This window comes from Okeania sp. SIO1H4 (assembly GCF_010672695.1).
GTDB classification, from domain to species: Bacteria; Cyanobacteriota; Cyanobacteriia; order Cyanobacteriales; family Microcoleaceae; genus Okeania; species Okeania hirsuta.
On record NZ_JAAHGB010000006.1, the window covers coordinates 1 to 20,052 of the forward strand.

The 20,052-nt window shown below is 34.9% G+C and carries 16 protein-coding genes and 1 tRNA gene; 11 read left to right on the top strand and 6 right to left on the bottom strand.

Features of this window, described 5'->3' with window-relative positions:
* Positions 1 to 736 precede the first annotated feature (736 nt).
* The 4 genes from F6K06_RS33780 (at position 737) to F6K06_RS04385 (ending at position 4,640) form a co-directional block, all read left to right on the top strand.
* Complete coding sequence (locus F6K06_RS33780; protein WP_353734845.1) at positions 737 to 1,171, top strand: capsular polysaccharide synthesis protein; 435 nt, start codon at positions 737 to 739, stop codon at positions 1,169 to 1,171.
* Between the two features lie 289 nt (positions 1,172 to 1,460).
* Positions 1,461 to 2,831: an arylsulfotransferase family protein gene (locus tag F6K06_RS04375; protein ID WP_124146558.1), complete on the top strand. Its 1,371-nt coding sequence runs from the start codon at positions 1,461 to 1,463 to the stop codon at positions 2,829 to 2,831.
* 64 nt (positions 2,832 to 2,895) lie between these two features.
* Positions 2,896 to 3,147, top strand: coding sequence for a hypothetical protein (locus F6K06_RS04380; RefSeq protein WP_287240656.1), 252 nt, complete (start codon positions 2,896 to 2,898; stop codon positions 3,145 to 3,147).
* A complete protein-coding gene (locus tag F6K06_RS04385; RefSeq protein ID WP_287240654.1) occupies positions 3,144 to 4,640 on the top strand; it encodes a sulfotransferase in 1,497 nt (498 codons plus the stop codon). The genes F6K06_RS04380 and F6K06_RS04385 overlap by 4 nt, the downstream gene beginning before the upstream one ends.
* Positions 4,641 to 4,998: 358 nt before the next feature.
* On the opposite strand, the gene F6K06_RS04390 is transcribed toward F6K06_RS04385, so the two are convergent.
* The 3 genes from F6K06_RS04390 to F6K06_RS04400 all read right to left on the bottom strand — a co-directional run bounded on the left by F6K06_RS04390 (position 4,999) and on the right by F6K06_RS04400 (position 6,999).
* Positions 4,999 to 5,916 (bottom strand): sulfotransferase, encoded by a 918-nt coding sequence (locus tag F6K06_RS04390; protein ID WP_124146556.1) that lies wholly within the window; start codon positions 5,914 to 5,916, stop codon positions 4,999 to 5,001.
* 125 nt (positions 5,917 to 6,041) lie between these two features.
* Positions 6,042 to 6,296, bottom strand: coding sequence for a hypothetical protein (locus tag F6K06_RS04395; protein WP_124146555.1), 255 nt, complete (start codon positions 6,294 to 6,296; stop codon positions 6,042 to 6,044).
* Positions 6,211 to 6,999 (bottom strand): sulfotransferase, encoded by a 789-nt coding sequence (locus F6K06_RS04400; protein WP_124146554.1) that lies wholly within the window; start codon positions 6,997 to 6,999, stop codon positions 6,211 to 6,213. Before F6K06_RS04400 ends, F6K06_RS04395 begins: the two co-directional genes overlap by 86 nt.
* A 284-nt stretch (positions 7,000 to 7,283) precedes the next feature.
* On the opposite strand from F6K06_RS04400, the gene F6K06_RS04405 reads away from it, so the two are divergent.
* The 7 genes from F6K06_RS04405 (at position 7,284) to F6K06_RS04435 (ending at position 15,812) form a co-directional block, all read left to right on the top strand.
* Positions 7,284 to 8,786 carry a bifunctional orotidine-5'-phosphate decarboxylase/orotate phosphoribosyltransferase gene (locus F6K06_RS04405; RefSeq protein WP_124146553.1) on the top strand — a complete coding sequence of 501 codons (1,503 nt, stop codon included), beginning with the start codon at positions 7,284 to 7,286 and terminating at the stop codon, positions 8,784 to 8,786.
* A gap of 28 nt (positions 8,787 to 8,814) precedes the next feature.
* On the top strand, positions 8,815 to 9,750 hold the full coding sequence (locus tag F6K06_RS04410) for a hypothetical protein (protein ID WP_124146552.1): 936 nt from the start codon (positions 8,815 to 8,817) through the stop codon (positions 9,748 to 9,750).
* Between the two features lie 333 nt (positions 9,751 to 10,083).
* Positions 10,084 to 10,890, top strand: coding sequence for a pantothenate kinase (locus F6K06_RS04415; protein ID WP_240039120.1), 807 nt, complete (start codon positions 10,084 to 10,086; stop codon positions 10,888 to 10,890).
* A gap of 522 nt (positions 10,891 to 11,412) precedes the next feature.
* Positions 11,413 to 12,282 (top strand): DUF4231 domain-containing protein, encoded by an 870-nt coding sequence (locus F6K06_RS04420; protein WP_287240648.1) that lies wholly within the window; start codon positions 11,413 to 11,415, stop codon positions 12,280 to 12,282.
* Positions 12,283 to 12,358: 76 nt separating this feature from the next.
* Positions 12,359 to 13,798: an S-layer homology domain-containing protein gene (locus tag F6K06_RS04425; protein ID WP_124146564.1), complete on the top strand. Its 1,440-nt coding sequence runs from the start codon at positions 12,359 to 12,361 to the stop codon at positions 13,796 to 13,798.
* 99 nt (positions 13,799 to 13,897) lie between these two features.
* Positions 13,898 to 13,970 (top strand) — tRNA-Glu (locus F6K06_RS04430).
* A 1,155-nt stretch (positions 13,971 to 15,125) separates the two neighbouring features.
* Positions 15,126 to 15,812, top strand: coding sequence for a PEP-CTERM sorting domain-containing protein (locus F6K06_RS04435; protein WP_124146550.1), 687 nt, complete (start codon positions 15,126 to 15,128; stop codon positions 15,810 to 15,812).
* A gap of 379 nt (positions 15,813 to 16,191) precedes the next feature.
* Here F6K06_RS04435 and F6K06_RS04440 read toward each other — a convergent pair whose 3' ends face one another.
* From F6K06_RS04440 to F6K06_RS04450, 3 genes are all read right to left on the bottom strand, one after another.
* Complete coding sequence (locus F6K06_RS04440; RefSeq protein ID WP_124146549.1) at positions 16,192 to 16,662, bottom strand: phosphate-starvation-inducible PsiE family protein; 471 nt, start codon at positions 16,660 to 16,662, stop codon at positions 16,192 to 16,194.
* Between the two features lie 171 nt (positions 16,663 to 16,833).
* The gene (locus F6K06_RS04445) at positions 16,834 to 17,025 is read right to left on the bottom strand and encodes a hypothetical protein (protein ID WP_124146548.1); all 192 of its coding nucleotides are present in this window, start codon (positions 17,023 to 17,025) and stop codon (positions 16,834 to 16,836) included.
* A gap of 972 nt (positions 17,026 to 17,997) precedes the next feature.
* Positions 17,998 to 20,037 (bottom strand): sensor histidine kinase, encoded by a 2,040-nt coding sequence (locus F6K06_RS04450; protein ID WP_287240643.1) that lies wholly within the window; start codon positions 20,035 to 20,037, stop codon positions 17,998 to 18,000.
* Positions 20,038 to 20,052 lie beyond the last annotated feature (15 nt).

A 20,052-nucleotide genomic window follows, 5' to 3' on the forward strand; every position in this document is an offset into this window, starting at 1 on the left:
TGAGTCGATACAAGGACTTGGAGTTGGATTTAGACTTACTCTTACTCATATCTGCTGAGTGTAGTTTCGTGTACCATCTTGACTTCTTTATTTTTACCCTAAACATCATCTTTTGTGCAACAAAGCCGATTATAATTATAACACTACGTTATATATAGTGTTTCGATCAGAAAAATGCGTAACTCCTGATAAATTAAAGATTCAGTAAAGTTACACATAAATAGTTGACCTTGAGGAAATATTTATGGTATTAAAGAGATTTTTTATGAAAATTATGTAAAGTTGAGCAGGATTTATGCGTGTTTTTTAAAGATTCAGTGAAGTTATGAATAAACCCTTGCTATTTTACTATTTTATTTATAAAATTGAGATAAGAATGTTTTTATAGTCTAGTCAAGCACAAGTATTGAACTTACTGAAAATCAAGTAATTTTATTTGCAAGTGATGGTGATTATTTGCACAAACTAGCCTGATTGGAGAGAAAGAAGGACTATACCGAAAAAAATCTGGTTTTTATGGTATCAGGGGTTTTCACAAGCACCATTGCTTGTTAGTGGTACTTAGACATTTTCTGGCAGAAAAACGGCTTGAAAGTCAGCCTAAACAAGGGAATTACGTCAATGCCCTAAAAATGGCTAAAACCCTTGGTAATAAAGAATTTATACCTTTTTGACGTAAAAACCTCTACCTGTCCATATTTGAGCCTATTTTCCGCTACTATTTTGTGTAAGTCCCATTAGAAAGTGTTATGAATCTTGGAAACAGTATAACCCTGAGTGGGAGGTTATTTTTCTAGAGGAAAACAATTCAAAAGACCATATCACTTTTTCTGTACCGGAAGAAAAATTATGCCAATTCCCTAAAACTAAACAATCTGACCTAGTTAGACTTGAATTACTCTCAAAATATGGAGGGGTTTGGGCTGACGCAACTAGCCTCTGCCGAGTCCCGCTAGACAAATGGTTAGGAGACTATACTCAAGCTGGCTTTTTTGCCTTTATTTACAAAATAAGAGGATACGGATGGATTTTTAATTGGTTTTTCGCTGTAGAAAAGTCTAATCCTATCATTGTAAAAATTAATCAAAAGTTAACTTCTTTTTATCGTGATCATGAGTTTTACCATAGTGGTACAACAATAGAGTTGTCGCTAAATAAAGAGAAAAAATAACTCTAACCTAGACAGAGCAATAATTCTAAGTATTTTTGATATCTCATAGCTACAATCCTTACATAACAAGGCTTTTGGGATTTTTTAAAATTATAAAGCGACAAGTCTAATAGCGAAAAAAAGACTTAAGTTTTTGCAGTTATTTTTTAATAGGAAATATAAAACAACTAGATTTTGGTCTTCATGGATTGTCAGGAAAAATTTTAAAGTTTATCCCTATTTTATTTTTCACTTCATATTTGCTAATTTAATAAATTCAGATCGAGAACTTTTGGAACTATATAAAAAAATGATGAAAAATAACCTTCAACTTAGAGAAAAAGAACAAGACTCTCAAGAGCAAGACAGATTTGGACTAATTATGTTCTGTATTTCCCTGATCTTTCTTGTGTTTGCCTATGGAGTAGCTGTTGGTAAATATAGGGTTTTCCCCTATAAAGTCATTAATAAAGTAACTTCTGTTGCGGAAAAAGGTCTCAAACAATTTCGTGAAGATACCAAAATTGAGCTACCTTGGTATTTAAAGCGTTTGGATAGTCCATACCCACAAGCAATTCTTAATACCAACAAGGCTTACCCAGGTTTAAATTTACTCACCGGTTTTTCAGACAAAAACACCAAACTATTAATACAGATCCTTGACATGGATGGCAATATACTCCATGAATGGGATGCTGACTGGAAAAGAATCCTGCCTAATCTTGAATACCTTCCCGAACGAAAGATTCCTAAATCCAGACCAGGCACGACAATTCATGGAATAGTCATGATGGAAAATGGAGATATTGTGTTCAACTTTTCCGAACTTGGTCTAGTTCGTTTAGATGTAAATGGAGATGTAGTATGGTCGCTACCTTACTCAACTCACCACTCTGTTCACTTACATGATGACGGAAATCTTTGGGTTTCAGGGCAAAAGTTTCATGAAAAAGATGACGTTGAAGCGATTTCTCGTTTTCCGAATCGTAAACCTCCTATTTGGGAATATACAATTATAGAAGTATCCCCAGATGGTAAAATCTTAAATGAGTGGTCAATTCCAGAAATCCTGCGCCAAAACGGTTATTTAGGACTGCTTAACCTAGGAACCCTCAAGAACTGGGAAACAATAGTAGGAGGTGATGCTGATGTACTCCATGCCAATGATGTCAAGCCATTTCCGTCCGATCTTGAGGAAGGTTTCTTTAAGCGTGGGGATATTATGGTCTCTCCAAGAAATATCAATACAGTCTTTGTTTTCAATAAAGAAACTGAAAAGATTAAGTTTGTTAGCACAGGTTTGTTTGTCAGACAACACGATCCCGATTTTATTGACGGTAACACTTTTTCAGTCTTTGATAACAATAACAGTGCGCCAAAATCAGCAAATCCTCAAAGTCGTATCTTGCTTATATCAGCTCCAGAAAATGAAGTGGAGGTCTTTTTTGAAGGTACTAAAGATACGCCTTTTTTTACAGAAGTCTGTGGCAAAAACCAGTGGCTACCCAACGGGAATGTTCTGATTACAGACTGTGTAAATGGTAGAGCATTTGAGGTCAACCGTGAAGGAGAAATTGTCTGGCAATATTATAACTATGTTAATGAAGGAATGGTAGGAATAGTTTCGGAAGTGCAGCGCCTGCCCCTCAAATATGAACAAATTTTTCGCAAGGACAAATAAGCTAAAATCATTTCAAGTAGTTTTTAACAAGTAGAAACCCTAACTCAATTTGGATATAAAAAAAATGAAACAGGTATTGACATTTGTAGAGTTATTTCTGGCCTCCCTATTTCTTGTTCTCACGATCTCCCACCCTGCCATGGCCTATGTGGGACCAGGAGCTGGTCTCGCCGCCATTGGTGCTTTTTTTGCCCTTGTTGCAGGTATTATTGCAGCTTTGTTTGGCTTTTTGTGGTATCCCATTAAGCGACTTCTACGGAAACGTAAGCAATCTAAAGAAGAAGAAAATGATCGTCAAAAAGAGGAGGCACAATGAGCCACTGGATAGGTGCTACTTTATTTGTTGTTGGTTTCCTCATATTAGTCCAAAGTTTCCAGCTAGTTGAAAAGAGTAAAAAGACAACTGCCATGGGGGGTCGTTCTTTGGATATAATTCGTTCTTCTCAGCTCAGTGAAGAGGAAAAAGAATCCTTACTACAAAAAAATGCTAAAGATTTGTTTGGATTATTTTTTATTCTTGCTTTTGGTGGAATAGTATCTGTTATCCTACCTCTTGGACTACTATGGTTAGCTGAAAAGTTGGGTTGGCTATCTCTAGATGCTGTATTTAAAACCCTTCTTTCGCCAGTCTTTTTGATTCTCAGCACTATCCTAGCTGTAGTAGTGTTGTTTGTTAAACCTTCTCAGACCCAAAAAACTTGGCAACAATCTAATGGTGAAGCATCAAGTCAGGTTCAAGCTAGTAATTTTTCTGGACTTGATCGAGCATTGTACTATCTGGCATTTAATACTTCTACTGCTCAGATAGCATTGGCAGATATGGAAGATTCCATGTTTGCCAAAGAACTATCCTCTTGTCGCATTGAGCGACCAGTTTTTATCACTGCACTTCCGCGAGCAGGAACAACTTTATTGCTTGAATGTTTTGATAGTACGCCAGAGTTTGCGACTCATTGTTATCGGGATATGCCATTTGTATTAATTCCTTGCCTATGGGATCGTTTCTCAAAATCTTTTCAGAAGAATATTGAGTCCCAAGAAAGGGCACATGGTGATGGGATGCAAGTCACCCCAGATAGTCCAGAAGCATTAGAAGAAGTAGTATGGAAAACATTCTGGAAGCGACATTATCACAAAGATCGTATTATTCCTTGGGAGAATGAAACAGATCGAGAATTTGAGGATTTTTTCCGCAGTCATATGCGTAAGATTATCATGCTGCGCAAGCAAGTAGATGCAGATGGGGTGCGTTATGTTTCAAAAAATAACCTCAATATTGCCCGAACAAAGCTGCTGAATCAACTATTTCCTGATTCAATTATGATAATTCCTTTCAGAGATCCATTCAATCATACTGCCTCGTTATTAAAGCAGCATCGTAACTTTCTTCGTATTCATCAAGAAGATAGCTTTGCCTCAGACTATATGCGAGCAATTGGTCACTATGATTTTGGAAAAAATCTCTGTCCTGTTGACTTCGATAGTTGGTTTGAGAAAAGGGAGTCGAAAGAGGCTGATTCTCTTGCTTTTTGGTTAGAGTATTGGGTTGCTAGTTACAGACATCTTTTAGCACAGAGAAGTAATTTTCTGAATTTTCTTAACTACGATGCTTTCTGTGAAAATCCTGAACATGGGTTGAGGATATTAGCGGAGGTCGTAGATAGTTCTCATCCAGAAACATTAATGGCATCAGCAACTAGTATACACCATCCACGACCCAAGGATATTGATACCAGTATGGTATCTAGTTCGCTCTTAGAAGAAGTAAATCTTATTTACGAACAGTTGAAAGAGAAATCTCTGAACTAGAACTTGATATCTAGACTTGATATACACCCTATTCCATGTAAGTTTGGTACAGCGATTCTAGTAGATTTGCTCAACAAGAATGAAAACTTAATTCCATACTTCAAAAACTATTTAAAAAGCTAGTGCCACTGTACCTCATAAACCTGGAATGTGCTGTAAATAATTACGAGGTTGCTGAATTAGGCTATGAATTTGTGACAGTAGAATCTTGAGTGCCTTTACTGGTTTTCCCATGCTTAAGAAGCTCTGTAATAGCTACACAGATAAAATTCCATGATAATTGAAATTATTTAGGGGTCACGATCATTTTACCATTTCCACACTTTCTTGATATACTGTTTACAAATCAGCTATTAGATTATGTGTCTAACCAGAATAGCTCTCTGTTGACTATTTCTTGAAGTTCAGTAATATCTTCTCGAAAAACCTCATTGAGAGACTTTCTTAAGGTAAGAGGTAAAGATGGAATTGCCCCACTATTCCATTTCTTCAAAGTTTTAATCAGTTTCTGATACACAGAGTTAGGTAATACTTTCTTTAAAAAAGACTTCAGTGGATTAGATGTAGATAAAAATTGATGAATTAACTTATTTTTTGGCAAATATCCTTGATTCTTTTGCCGTTCAATATTAGGGACAAAAGAATCATCTACCCCTAGATATTGATAGACTTCTTTGATAACTTCTAGGGGGTTTTGGCGAAAATCATCATAAAAAAGAATTTTGAGTTGCTCGGGTTCAAAATAATTTAAGTATCGTTTAATCTGTTGCGAATACATTCCTACTTTGGTATAGTGCCAATCCCAACCCCAGTTATTACTTATTCTTTCTGCTTCTCGTTCAAGAGCTTCTTCTAAAGATAAAGGTTCCAATAAATGTCGAATATTCATCACATAATGTGAATAAAGACGATCTACAGGATGACGCAACATAACTATCATTTTAACATCAGGAATATACTTTTTGATATTTTCTGGTGCTTTAGGAAAATAGAGATAGCGTACAGATGCTTCTCCGATCGCCATCTCATTAGAAACTTTATCAAATAGAGTTTGATAGCTTTCCCAATCTGTAATTGTATTTTGGTACAAACGTTTCAGCAAAACTTCAGGAGATTCTGGCCCTGAATAGGGAGGTAATTTTGCTCCTTCAAACACAAAAAAATTAGGTTCTTTAGGATTGGACATAAACACCTGGGGATGCTGCTTCAGATAATTCCATAGAGAGCTAGTCCCTGATTTTGCAGCACCTAGAAGGATAAAGTTGGGAAGTGTCATTAAACTTAACCTACACAATTGAACTCTTGATTATTAAACCTTTTAATTGGTCTTAATGTCTATAATTACTCTGCTCGAGCTACAAACACCCTTTTAAATAATACTATTTAATCATTAAGTTTAGCCTAAGTTTTATACCCCAAACCAGCGAGAGTATCTCCTGCAAATTCTTCCCACAGGGCAACGTCTTCTGCTGAAAGTCGAGTCTGCCATTCTCTAATAGAACCTTGGCGAATATGTTTACCTTCTCCTTTATTTTCTACTTTACTAATATCTTTTGCATCAATAATATTATCAATTAAAGCTCGATCGTAGTCTAAACCAATAAAATAAAAAATTTTGCTCAGTTCTTCTTGCAGATTCGGTGCGGAGGTTTTCATAACGAACTGAGTAGATGCGATCGCTTATTTCTAGGTCTGCTTTAGCTTTTTCTCTTGTCTCAATTGCTTTTTTCCATATTTTAGCGACAGTTATTGTACTTTGTTTTGCCCAACGTGTAGTTTTTGCTCTTCCTTGGTAAGAAACACAAACATCTCGCCCATCTCTAATAATCTCTATGCTTTTAGCTTCTGGAAACTGCCGTAAAATGACATCAATATAACGTAAATTTTGTGGTTTTTTTTCTAGCAAAATCTGCTTTTCAGAACCTCCATTATTTTCAAAAAAGCGATCGAACATTAATTGGTTTAAAGTTCTAACTTTTATTAAGTCATCTTCCGAACCTGAGCCAACTTTTGCTATTAATTGTTCTAGCTCCGCATAACTGACTAGATTATAAAGCCCAATGTTTTCTTGACATTTTTGATATATCTTATACTTGTTTAAAATACCTTGCCATAAATCTTCTGAATTAAATCCAAATAACAAAGGCTTCAAACCATAAGACATTAGTATCCATTTGGCTGAATTCAATCTTTTTTTGAACTTCTGATTTTTTAAATAAGTAAAGTTGTTGTAAGTTATAGAATAAGCATGACTTTCATTTGGAACTGTTAGAACATCAGAATGACTACCAATCATTCTCTTCAACCAACTTGTACCAGAACGAGGACAACCTACTACAAATAATTTACGGTATACCATAGTAACTTAGTTCTGATTACTAATGTTTAGGAATTACATCTTAATAATTATACTACACAAATTATAAATCAGATATGAGAATTTGACCATTTCTTAAAAGTCTAGAATATAGTGCTGATCATATTATATTGATAATATATTTTTTTCTTTCTTCCTTCCCTGTTCCCTATTCTCTAAAATCAGACAATATTTCGCAATTAAAATAAGATTGCTATATCTATTTAAAATGACTATAATAATTATCAATAATTACAAAAATTATCAACGGATATAAAGAAACTATTATGAATTTTTTTGATAAATTAATAACCAGTATAGAACAGAATCAAACTTTACTTTATCTGGAGTTAGACCCAGACTTAGAAAGTTTGCCTAAGGAGACAGATCGTCAAAATATTCCCAACAAATATTTATTTGATAATCCTCCAGAAAAAGACAATCAAGAATTAATTCAATATTGGTGGGAGTGGCTCCATTTTTTAATAACTCAAACCCAAAAATATGTATGTGCTTATAAATTTTCTTTAGGCTATTATCAATCTTTGGGCATACCAGGTTTAGAACTACTTCAGCAAACCATAAAAACTATTCCTGCTGAAATTCCAATTATTTTAGATGCGAAACACGGCGACCTCAATACAAGTACAGTATTTGCTAGGACTATTTTTCAAGATTTACAAGTAGATGCTTGTACAATTTCACCTTACACTGGTCTTGATTTAGTTGCACCTTTTTTACTTTATCCAGGCAAAACAGTATTCCTACTTTGTGCTACAGCAAATTCTTCTGCAGCAGTGTTACAAGAATACCCAAATCAAGGGCAACCTCTTTATCTCAAATTAGTAGAAGAAGCTCAAAGATGGGCAACTCCCGAACAGCTAGGTTTAGAAGTAGGAGTAATGCCAGATATTCTAGCTAGAATCAGAAAAATTGCTCCCGAAAGATTAATACTAATTCAGGGAGATATAGCGGAAGAAAATGATATTGCTAATCCTGAAGAATTAGCTCAACTTTTAGCTGCTGGTTTGAATATTAATGGTGAAGGATTATTATTACCAATCCCACCAAAATTATTTGGTACAGCAAATCCTAATCAAGAAATTGAAACCTTAAGAAATAGGATTAATGAACAACGTCTACAGGTAGTTGAAGGTAGTCCTACCTGTGAATTGTGGTTGCCAGATGTTTGTTTTTTAAAGCATGAACCACACCGGGATTTAATCTTACAACTTTACGATATTGGATGTATTATTTTTGGCGACCATGTACAAGCATCGGGGGCGACTTTTCCTTATTATATAGACTTACGAAAAATCATTTCTATTCCTCAAATATTCCATAAAATTGTCACTGCTTATGCAGAAATTCTCAAAGATTTAGAATTTGATAGAATTGCAGGTATTCCTTATGGTTCATTGCCCACTGCCACAGGTTTAGCTTTGCGTCTAGAACGTCCGATGATATTTCCTCGGAAAGAGGTAAAAGCTCATGGTACTGGTCGATTAATTGAAGGGCATTTTCAATCAGGGGAAAAAATTGTTGTTGTGGATGATATTATGATTAGCGGTAATAGTGTAATGGAGGGAGTAGATAAACTTAAATCAGTGGGATTGCAAGTAGAAGATATTGTTGTTTTTATTGACCATGAACGGGGAGTAAAAGATAAGTTACAAGAAAATGGATATAGGAGTTATTCAGTATTGACTTTGACAGAAATTGCTCAAACTTTATATGAGTCTAGTAAGATTAATTCTGAGCAATTTTATATCCTGAAAAATCATCATTAAAATATAGGAAATATTTTAGATAATTACAATGAAAAAGTTTTTTTTGACAATATTTATTAGTAGTTTTTTATCTGTCTTTAATCTACAAATTAAACCGGCTATAGCTAATAGAATTACCAATGCTGATTATGAAAACTTAAAAATTGGCATGACCTATCAAGAAGTCAAACAAATCTTGGGAAGAGAAGGTGAAATTTATACAAAATATAATAGTCCGACAATTGACGAATTTGGCGTAGCGTATCGCTGGTTAAATAATGATAATACAGGTATAGTTGCCATATTTAATTCAGAGAATAAACTGATTAAATTATCTGCTCAAAATTTGAACGCGACTAACTTTGGAGTTAATCGAGAACCTCCTGTAGTTACCAGTACAGATTTTGAAAATATTAAAGTTGGGATGACTTATGATGAAGTGAGAGAAATTATTGGTAGTGAAGGAATAAAACAACCAACAAGAGATAATCCTTTAACTAATTCTAATACTGTTACATATAATTGGGTGAATCCTGATGGTACAAGCATGAGTATAATTTTTGATTCTAATCAGAAAGTGGTTACTATTCGGACTAAAAATATGAATACTTATAATTTTGGTAATCCTTTCTGGAATCAACCCAAACCAGTTTATTCAATTACGCGACAAAAATATGAAAAATTGCAGCTAGGAATGACATACCGAGAAATAAGAAATATTCTTGGAGCAGAGGGAGAAATAGACCCCGAATTTGACTCAGAAGCTTTTGTACAATCAAGAGAAGCAAGAGAAATGCAAATTAATAATACTCTTGGTAGACAACAAGAAGTTACATCAGATGAATCACAAGCAGAAAATCAAATTAAGGGTGCTTATGAATGGAAAAATCCTGATGATACAGGCATAAAAATAGTCTTTAATATGCAAGACCAAGCAGTTGCTATATATACTTCTGGTTTAGATGTAGGACTTCCTTACAAATAGACACGGGGACGCGGAGACACGGAGACACCGGGATGGAGGCTTTTAATTTATTATTAAAAGTGGACTTTTCACCGAAAAATTATTGTGGTTTAAAGCCTCCCCTTTTAAGGGGATAATAAAGAAAATTTTTCCTTTGAGTCAATCCTCTTCTTTTAAAGGAGAGGTAATTATTAATTATTAATTTTTGAACAGATTTATATAGCGTTTTCAAATGAGATGTCAAACAAGAGCTAGTTATTTACTAACAGTAAAAAGTTCGGCAAACCTTCTTACCTGTTGCCTGTTGCCTGTTGCCTGTTGCCTAAAAGCAACCATGTTTTTTACGCAACTCAAATGAAATTACTATATATGTATGAAAATCAAGAATGGCTCGGTTTAATGATTGGAAATACCCGGTTACACTGGGGGTATTTTGTGGGTGCAATACTTCAGAAAACCTGGGATATAGACCGGATTCACAAATGGGAAATTGAGGAAAATATTAATGTGGAAATAGTAGTCAGAAAACTACTAAAAAATACATTAGAAACTCAGAATATAAAGTTAAATCATCAGATGCCTTTATTAATAGCATCAGTAGTTCCTCAACAAACAGTACTTTGGGAAACTTATCCTTGGTCTGATATGATTACTTTAGAAAAACTCCCACTACAAGGACTTTATCCTACTTTGGGAATAGATAGAGCTTTAGCAGTTTTGGGTGCAGGCACAAAGTTAGGTTGGCCTGTGCTAGTCATAGATGCTGGTACTGCAATTACTTTTACTGGTGCTGATGTCCAAAAAAAAATAGTGGGGGGGTCTATTTTACCAGGGTTAAGGTTGCAATTATCATCTTTGATAGCAGGAACAGCTATGTTACCTTTGGTCGATATACCGATAGAGTTACCTCCACGGTGGGCAAAAGAAACAGCAACAGCCATTCAAAGTGGGATAATATATACAGTATTAGCAGGTATAAAAGATTATATCGTCGCCTGGCGAGAAGAATTTCCTGAAGGACAAATAGTGCTGACAGGAGGCGATCGCATCTTATTATTAACTCATTTGACAAAACTTTTTCCTGAGTTAGGTGCAACTATCATTGATGCACCGGAAGTAATTTTTTGGGGTATAGCAAAAATTTGGCATCAAATATACTAACTTAAGATCTGAATAAGATCTGAAAATGTGGCGTTGCTGAAGAGCGTGTATGATATTAATCTTAATTACTTAGGAGTCAACCCACCCCTAACCTCTTCCAGGAGGGGAAGTTACCGAGTCAGGAGGGAACAAAGAAGAAGAAACAGGAGTAGAAGGAGAAAGTTTTTTGCTCGCCCTCTTATCCGGAGATGATATCTATCATACCTCAAATCAGCAACGCCGAAAATGTAAAAATAAATATAAGTAATTTGCTGAATAATACTATGTCTGAATAATTAAGTATAATAAAAATGTTCTATTGAAGCGATGTTGAAGGAATATCCCAAATTTCTGCTCCGTTTCCAGTGTTCGACCTTGAACTTACACCTACGACTTACCACCTAAGAAATTTATTATAACTAATTATTCAGACATAATATAACAGCTTATTGTAAAATAATTTATCAGGTAATATTGCCCTTACTTTCTCAATAGCAGGAGAATATTTTAGTCCACTTATCAAATCAAAGGAATAAACAAAAGATGACAAGTTCGGAAACCCTTGATTCTCAGTTAAACATCAAAGCCGATAATTATAAATCTCCACCATCGATCCCTGGTATCTTATCATTTTTGAGAATACTTGAATATCTATCTTTTGCAACTACTATTGGCTCAGGAATTAGTGTTTATTTCTTTCGAGAGCTGATTCAATTGCCGATAGTTTTAGTAGTTTCTATTGCTTTGTTTATTTTTTTGTATCTCCTAAATCGGCAATTACAAATCAACTACACTAAAACAATCAAGGATTCTGATTTACTAAAAAAAGCAACCTTATACGGTAATGTTTTACAACTAGAAAATTCTCCAGAAAATATTCAGATAACTCAAGAAGTAGAAAAAGCTTTACGTTATACTCAAGAGTTAATAGACGATTACAAAAAGACCAGGCAAAAAGCTAGAAATATCTACTATATTTTGCAGTTAGGCACAATAGTTTTTTCGGGAGTTACCCCCATTTTAGTCCTTGTTGATAAATTAGAAACTGGTCAGGCTTGGTTAAAATGGTTACCTGTAATTTGTCCAGCGATCGCTTCTATAGTTGCTAGTGTTGTAACTTCATTTCCTTTCCAAGAAAATTGGATTTCTGCTAATCGAGTTGTGGAACTCTTAGAAGCAGAACAGGAGAAATTTATCTTAGGTGCAAATGTATCTTATAGAATTTATGATGTAGAAGATACAACTGAACGTGGCAAAAAAGCTAGAAATTCTATAGCTAATTTTATTACCAAGGTAAATACTATTCATCTCAAACAAGTAGAAGGACAGGAATCACCACAACAAGAAGATAAAAAGGAAGAAAAAAACAACTTATCTGCTGAACAACCAAAATCCTTGTCAAAGAATACCTGAAAAATATAGTTTTGAGAATTAAGGGAGGAAACAAAAACCTCCCTGAAAAATAGCAACTAAATTTATATTAATGAATATGTTATTAAATAGACCTTCTATATTTACCAGTTTAACTATTTGTTTATTAATGTCAGTCAGCGCTTGTGCAAATAATCCCTCAAGTAAAGAGCTAGAAAAAGTTTTTGCAGCAGACCCCAAGTTAAAAAATAACCCTCCTTTTAACCAATTAATTCAAATCCCTACTCAAAACACCCAGCAACCCGAACAACCAACACAAATTCCGGCTGATTTTCCCTCAGAAATCTCTCCATATCCCAACTCCCAATTAATTGAAAAATCCGAACAAGAGCAAAAAACAGTTTGGAGTAGTTCAGACCCTACTAACGTAGTCCAAAATTTCTATCAAAAAGAATTTCGAGACAAAAATTGGGAAATTATTAGCGAACCTACCGAAGAGGGTAGTGGATCTCTGGTGGCAGAAAAAAATGATTTGCAGGTAGAGGTATCCCTCAAACCTAGCCAAACTCCAGGAATAGCAACAGAATATGAGATAGACTATCAATCCAAGAATGAAGAAACTGCCAATATACCCTCGCCTCCACCCGTCCCAGTTTCTCCATCAACTATCCAGCTAGAAACTCAGCCATCTCCCAATTTCACAGCATCACCCCAAGCATTACCTATTCCTGAGCCATCTCCAACTGCATCATTACCGACACCTTTGCCCACTCCTGGAGTAGCCGCGTTACCGACTCCTACAACATTTCCTCCCAATAGCATCCCTCCAGTGCCGCTCCCCACTTCTACAGAGTCCCCTGTCTTAAAAAAAGCTCTCAGAGATGTGCCTTCAGGATTACGTCAATATGTCGCAGATTTGTCCAAACTGGGAGTATTTCAGCAGCCACAACCCCAAAATCAAGATAATCCAGATACTACTACTCTTTTAGTCGATCCTCAGAATATTGTCACTAGGCGGGAATATGTTCGGTGGTTGGTAAATACTAATAATAAGATTTTTACTAATAATTCTGCTAAACAAATCCGATTAGCACTGCTCAATGAAACACCAATTTTTGAAGATGTCCCGAAAACTGACCCAGACTTTGCGGTAATTCAAGGTTTGGCAGAAGCTGGTTTAATTCCTAGTCCTTTGTCTGGAGATACTAATGTCGTTAAATTTCGTCCAAATGATTTTTTAACCCGTGAGGATTTGATTCTTTGGAAAGTACCTCTAGATTTTCGCAAGGCATTGCCAGAGGCAACAATAGAAAAAGTTAAAGAAGCTTGGGATTTTCAAGATGCTTCTAGGATTGACCCTGCTGCTTTGAGAGCTGTATTGGCAGATGCTCAGAATGATTTTTCTAATATTAGGCGGGTTTTTGGTTATACGAAATTATTTAGGCCAGATAAAACAGTGAGTAGGGCTGAAGCTGCTGCTGTTTTATGGTATTTTGGAGATGCAAAAGAAGGGATATCGGCTCAGATGGCTTTACCACAAAGCCACAATCTTCAGTAGTCAAGATGGCCAAACTGTTTAGCGAAAATTTTTTTTTCATACCCCTTGACATTTATTTAGGAATTCGTTAACTTAGTAAGAGTGAAAAGAAACAAACAAGCCCCCATCGTCTAGAGGCCTAGGACACCTCCCTTTCACGGAGGCGACAGGGATTCGAATTCCCTTGGGGGTATAATAAATTAAGGATAGCAGAAATATTAATTCTGTTATTTTTTGTTTTTTTGGGGAAAATAGTCATAGTCAAGGTCAATATTAGGCGAAGAAGGAAGAAGAAGAAATCTGGCGTTCCCTGAGTTTTAAACTTTTGATATATCCTAACCTTTCCTTAGATTGCTATATCAGTTAGCGTTTTCTATCAGAAGCTATCAGTACCTCCTGCAATAGGGAGGCAAGAAGATGTATAATTTTCTTCTTTATCCCCTTATACCCCACATTCCGCACGACAAACATACTACAGTACCTTTTTCCACGAAGATGGTGGAACACAGATTCTAATATTAAGAATTATAGTCAATAGTTAATGTAGTATGTATTTATACTTAAACCTTGCTCGTAATGCCTATCATGTAAAAATCTGAGCAATAAATACCTGACACTACAAGCTAGACCTGCGGAATGTCGGTTATACCAAATTCAAAAAAGGTAGTTACATCTTAACTGGAGTTTAGACTAATTACAGCGGGCCGAACACTTGCCGAGGGAGAAGAGTGAGATAGTTGAACCTAGGCTGAAACTATTTCTGTATCAGCATTGCAACAACTTTTAAGTTAATTATCCAGAGCTTTTGCTATGGGTTAATTGTCCCATGGCAAGACTTTTTGAAGAGTTTGAATAACCTACTCCTCACCCAAACTCCCTCAAAAATACAAATCATAAAAAGCATCGAGAAAATTCACATCCCTGATATTACCCAAGGGTAGTGAGTTCCAAGTCTTCATTGCTTCTGGGTAGATTATTTGAAGATTCCAAAATTTAGTCTAAACTCCAGTCTTAATCTATATTTTTGGCCTTAAATAGAAAATTTTCTCACTTTTATAATTCAAATAATCACTTATTAAACAGTAAGGACTCGTGTAAAAATAACCATTACAGTTTTTTTGATGGAAGCTGTATTTCACAATTTATCCCAGATAAAATTTGTACAACTTATTCTTACATGGCTCCTAAGTTAAATTGATAGTAATTAAAAAATAAGTTATCATCTTCAATTAACTAAAAAAAATATGACATTTTGTCATAGATAAATATTATATAAAAGTAGTTGTAATGTCTGAAATGTAGTGCTATTATCTCCTCGTTAATTTACTGAAATTTAGGCATTAATAATATGATATTCAAAAACTTGAAAGCTATAGGAATTGGTTGTTGTGCGACTTTAGCTATACTATTTGTTGGTAATGAGCAAGCTAAGGCAGCAACAATTACTTATGATTCTGAAATATATGATAATTCCAATCCCAACACTTGTACTTCTCCATTGAGTGCGGGTAAATGTTTCATGGAAAATGGATTTAATGTAGCAGCATTTTCAGCACAGGAAATAGGCAGTCCATCAGCTTATTTTAGTGATACTTCACATTTTCATGCTCGCCAGAATTATGAAGCTCAACATTTTACTAATGAATTCGGACTTTTAGGTTCATTTATCACTTTAAAAAATGGTGGCATCTTCTCTTTAAAAAGTTTAGATTATCAATTGCGGAAGAATGAAAATGCAATTACTGGTTATACAACAGATGATACTAAAATCTTAATTTCCACAACATTTGACCCAACAATGCAAGTTGCCGGTCAATTTACAGAATATTCCATTGGTAACGATATATCCTTGCCTTTTGAAACTCTATCAATAGATGGTTTTGAAAATATTACTCAAATTTATATTGCTAGTTCTGGTGATGTAAATTTTGATAATATAATGTTAACTCCTGTTCCCGAACCTACTTCAATATTAGGTTTATTAGCTTTCGCGGCATTCGGCGCTACTTCTATGTTTAAGCACCAAGATAATTGAAGAAGTTTGTAGGTTGTAGGTTGTAGGTTCAATCTTAAATTGGAGTTGATATAAAATCCGGTATCATCGGCATTATTAAGTATTAAAGAATGGTTTTCCGACCGTTTCCCCCTACTAACGATGCTGGTAGTAAAGGAAATTATATCATTCCAGTTAAACATTAATCTCTCTTTACTCTTTCCTCTTCCCTGCTGTCCAGAATAGGTTTTGTGCCTCATTAAGTTGGAAATTGCTGTAATATGATACCTCAATAAACTTGTCTTCACCGCAGATGAGGTGTAGGGTTTTCAACAAGAGTTGTTCCACAATAGTGCTATGGAAAAATCTACTTCCTAATACTTAAAATTAAAAACGCCAGGGCAGGTTAGCGACGATAATATTAATGATTAGATGGTCTATTTTTTTGCGATCGAATAATCCAGAAACTAATGGATAGAGCAATAATAGCAAATCCTAATCCGATTAAATCTTCTCCTGTTTTTTTATCAAGATCAAAGATAATAATTTTCCTAGCTACAGCAATTAAAGAAGTAGCAATTACTAACTCTACTTGAAAGACGTGCTTGCGGAGATAAGCTGTAACATTTTCTAAAATTTCTAGGGCAATTAAAATATTTAAAAATAGTCCAAATATTTCAAATAATGTATCTTTAAACAAAGGATAAGATGTAAAAAAAAGTTGTTTAGAGATAACAACTATTACGTCAAAGACAGCAAAAATAATTACAGCTATCAATGCTAAAGATAGAATTTTAGATACTATGACCTCTATACTTTCAACTAATCCTAGAAAAATATCATCTTTTTCAGGAAGAAAAATATTCTTGAGAGTTTTAAGGAAATTCTTCATTTTTATATTTAGTTATACTATTTGAATCAATATTCTACTCTCTATTCCCTATGCCTGATAATTACAGTTTTGTAACATTCTTTAATCTAATTGGTATTAGGGACTTGAGTTCGGATTCGGAAACTGAGAGAATGTTATTTTTTGTTTTTAACTTTTTGAGTGTGCAACAGTCTATTTTCCTTCTGTTGTTTCAATGTCATTAACATTGTTTTGACTAGCAGCAATAATCAAAGAACTTACTCCAACAAAAGCTATTATTCCCACCAAGGTAGCGATTGATAAATTTTTGATTAAAGGAGATAATTCGGAGGTATTAGGTACTCCTGAATCTTGTTCTGGTAAACGATCGGAATTGGATAGCATATTTTAACTCTAGATTTTAGTTTTGCCTAATTAGAATAAGATTATATCAAGTTGGTAATTAGTTATAGCAATCTTATTTGAGTTGTGAGATATTGTAGATTTTTAGGGAACAGGGAACAGGGAACAGGGAACAGGGAATGGGAAACACAGAAGCAATAAAATTTTCACATCTGATATCAAATCCGTTTAATTGGACATAAAAAAATTCTTCAACCGTCATAACTACGCTCATCTTTGTGATTCTCTCTCCTCCTGACTCGGTCCTTCTGACTCCTGACTCCTCCTTATATCATGTCCGGTAGCATGGGTATTGTATAGCAAAGGTAGGCAACAGCTCATCTGGCAACAGCTCATCTGGCAACAAGCAGGAAGGCAATTGAGCAAGAAAAAAACTTAAATTTCCTGTAGATATCCACGCTAACTTTTACACAAACGATACCAACGGACATGATATTACTTAACTAATCTATAACTGTTTAACCGGATTTGATATGATTTCTGATTGCTATACATAGCAGTCGAAGGAAAGGGTACGGACAGATCAAAAGCTTAAAACTCAGACAATGCCAGATTACTCCTTCTTTCTTCTGCTATAAAAAAATCGGCATTGCTAAGGGGCGGTATGAATATAAGTGGGGTGGGTATCCTGCCAAGGAGTGAAAATATCAGGAACGGAAAAATATCAGGAACGGGAAAATATCAGGAACAGGCAAGATGCCCATTCTACAAAACTATTAAAATCCCAAGCGCATTTATGCAACGCCAAAAAACTATATCTTCCTCTCCTAGAAAAATTGAGCTACTATAGCACTACGGATTTAGGTTAGGACACTACTAAACCCTAAAACTTAGTCCGAGATTACTTTTGTACGGGTGAACGGCCTAAAGCTTGCGCATAACTATCGTTAACGCCCCTACTGACTTTTGACTTCTAACTTGCGCGTAGCGCTATATCGCCACTTTCGCTATCCCCTATTCCGTAGTTTTGAGAGTAATGGGTAAAGAGATAGAAACTGCAGTACCTTGATTTTTTCCAGCACTTTCTAGAGTAATATTACCTCCCATCAATTCCATCAAACTACGAGAAATTGATAATCCCAAACCACAACCACTATATGCACGAGTAGTCGAACCATCTACCATTGCAAAAGATTGAAATAGTTTATACTGTTCGCTTGGTTCTACCCCAATTCCTGTATCTTTAATAGTTACTACAACAATGGGTACTTGATCTATATCATAAGTATTAATACTTGGTTTAATCTGAACATCAATAGTAATACTACCAGTTTCAGTAAATTTAATTGCATTATCAAGAATATTTAAGAATACTTGCTTTAGCTTTTTGGGGTCAGCTTCTACAAATATGGATTTAGAGAGATTAGATTTATAGAGTTGCAGATTTTTTTGTTGAATTATAGATTGCTGAGAATCAATTATTTCATTTAAACAATCATACAAATTTACTAAATTTTTATTGACCGGAAGTTTGCCTTCCTTAATTTGCACCAAATCTAAAAGTTCATTAATTAAATTCAGTAAATGAATAGCAGATTTATCAGCTTGATGTAATAATTCAGTTTCTTCTTCTTGGCTATCACAAAAGCCATCAAGGATTAATTTTATAGAACAAATAATACTATTAAGTGGAGTCCTCAGTTCATGGGAAATATTTTTCATAAATTCATCCTTGAACTGGTCTGCCTCTTGTAAAGCTGTATTTTTGTTCTCTAATTCAACAAATGATTTTTTTAACTGTTCCGTCATTTGATTAAATCCTTGAGCTAATATTGCTAGTTCTTCAATGGGGACTTCTTTTACTCTTTGTTCCCATTTTCCAATAGATATAGAAGTTGCTGCTTGCTTTAAATTTTTGACTGGTTTAATAATCAATTCACAACTGAATAAACCAAAAATAATTGCTATTATTAATGCGATGAAACATAGAGCAATAGTAATTCGAGTATTGCCATGAATACGTTCTGTAAAATCTGCTTCGGGAATTACTACCAAAATCAACCAATCTAAACCATATTGATCGTTAAAAGGTACGACTTGTAAAAATTGTTGTTGACCATCAATATCAAAGTTAAGTAATAAATTGCTTTGGATTTGATTGAGATCCTCAAACCTGTCTTTCAGGTGTTTACTTGCAGAATTAACTAAAATATCGTTACTGTTGGAAGCATCTATTAATTTTAAATCCCCATTGTCTTGAATAAAAGGTTCAGAAGTGGCGGAACTAGTGATTAATTGTCCATAACGATTTAAAATGAAAGCTTCCCCAGATTTACTAATCTTCAAGCGTTTGAGAAAGTCATGCAGTTCAGAGAAGGTGAGAGTAGCAGTGACCAAGGCGATCGCATTATCATCATTATCAATTACTGGTTGAGTCGCCATAATTTCTACTCTTTGATCAATGAGCGATCTAAACATCTCACCCCAACCTGCTTTACCTGTAGCGATACCATCTTGATACCATGGTCGTATATGGGGGTCGTACTCCGGAACTACTTTTGTGAGATTAGTCCGCACCCCTTGAGCGTTGGTAGCATATTCCTGAAGTTCTCCTTTTGTCGATTCGTCTGTAATGATGATATTAAATCTATTATTATCTTGGCGACTGACTGCGATCATTGTTCCTGATGTAGATGTAATACCAATGACACCAATGGAATCAAAAGACTGAATTTGTTGCCATAAATGACGCTCCACATCATTAATTTCTTGAATATTAAGTTGATTAAGACGAATAGCATTTACATTTAGTTGATTAACCAAATGGGGAGTCTCTAAAAAAATATTCAGTTTCTGCTGAATACGAGCTGTAATTTCGTTTTGTAACTGATTAGCTAGGTCGTTGATAGCGCGCTTACCATTGGTAAATGAAAGATATCCCACTAATCCTACTGTTGCTATAATTTGCAGCACAAATGGGACAATGACTACGACTCGTAGGGGGAGTTTTGGTGGGGATTGATAAAACAGAGGGTTTAATGGTAACTTTGGCATGGTAGCGATCGCTAA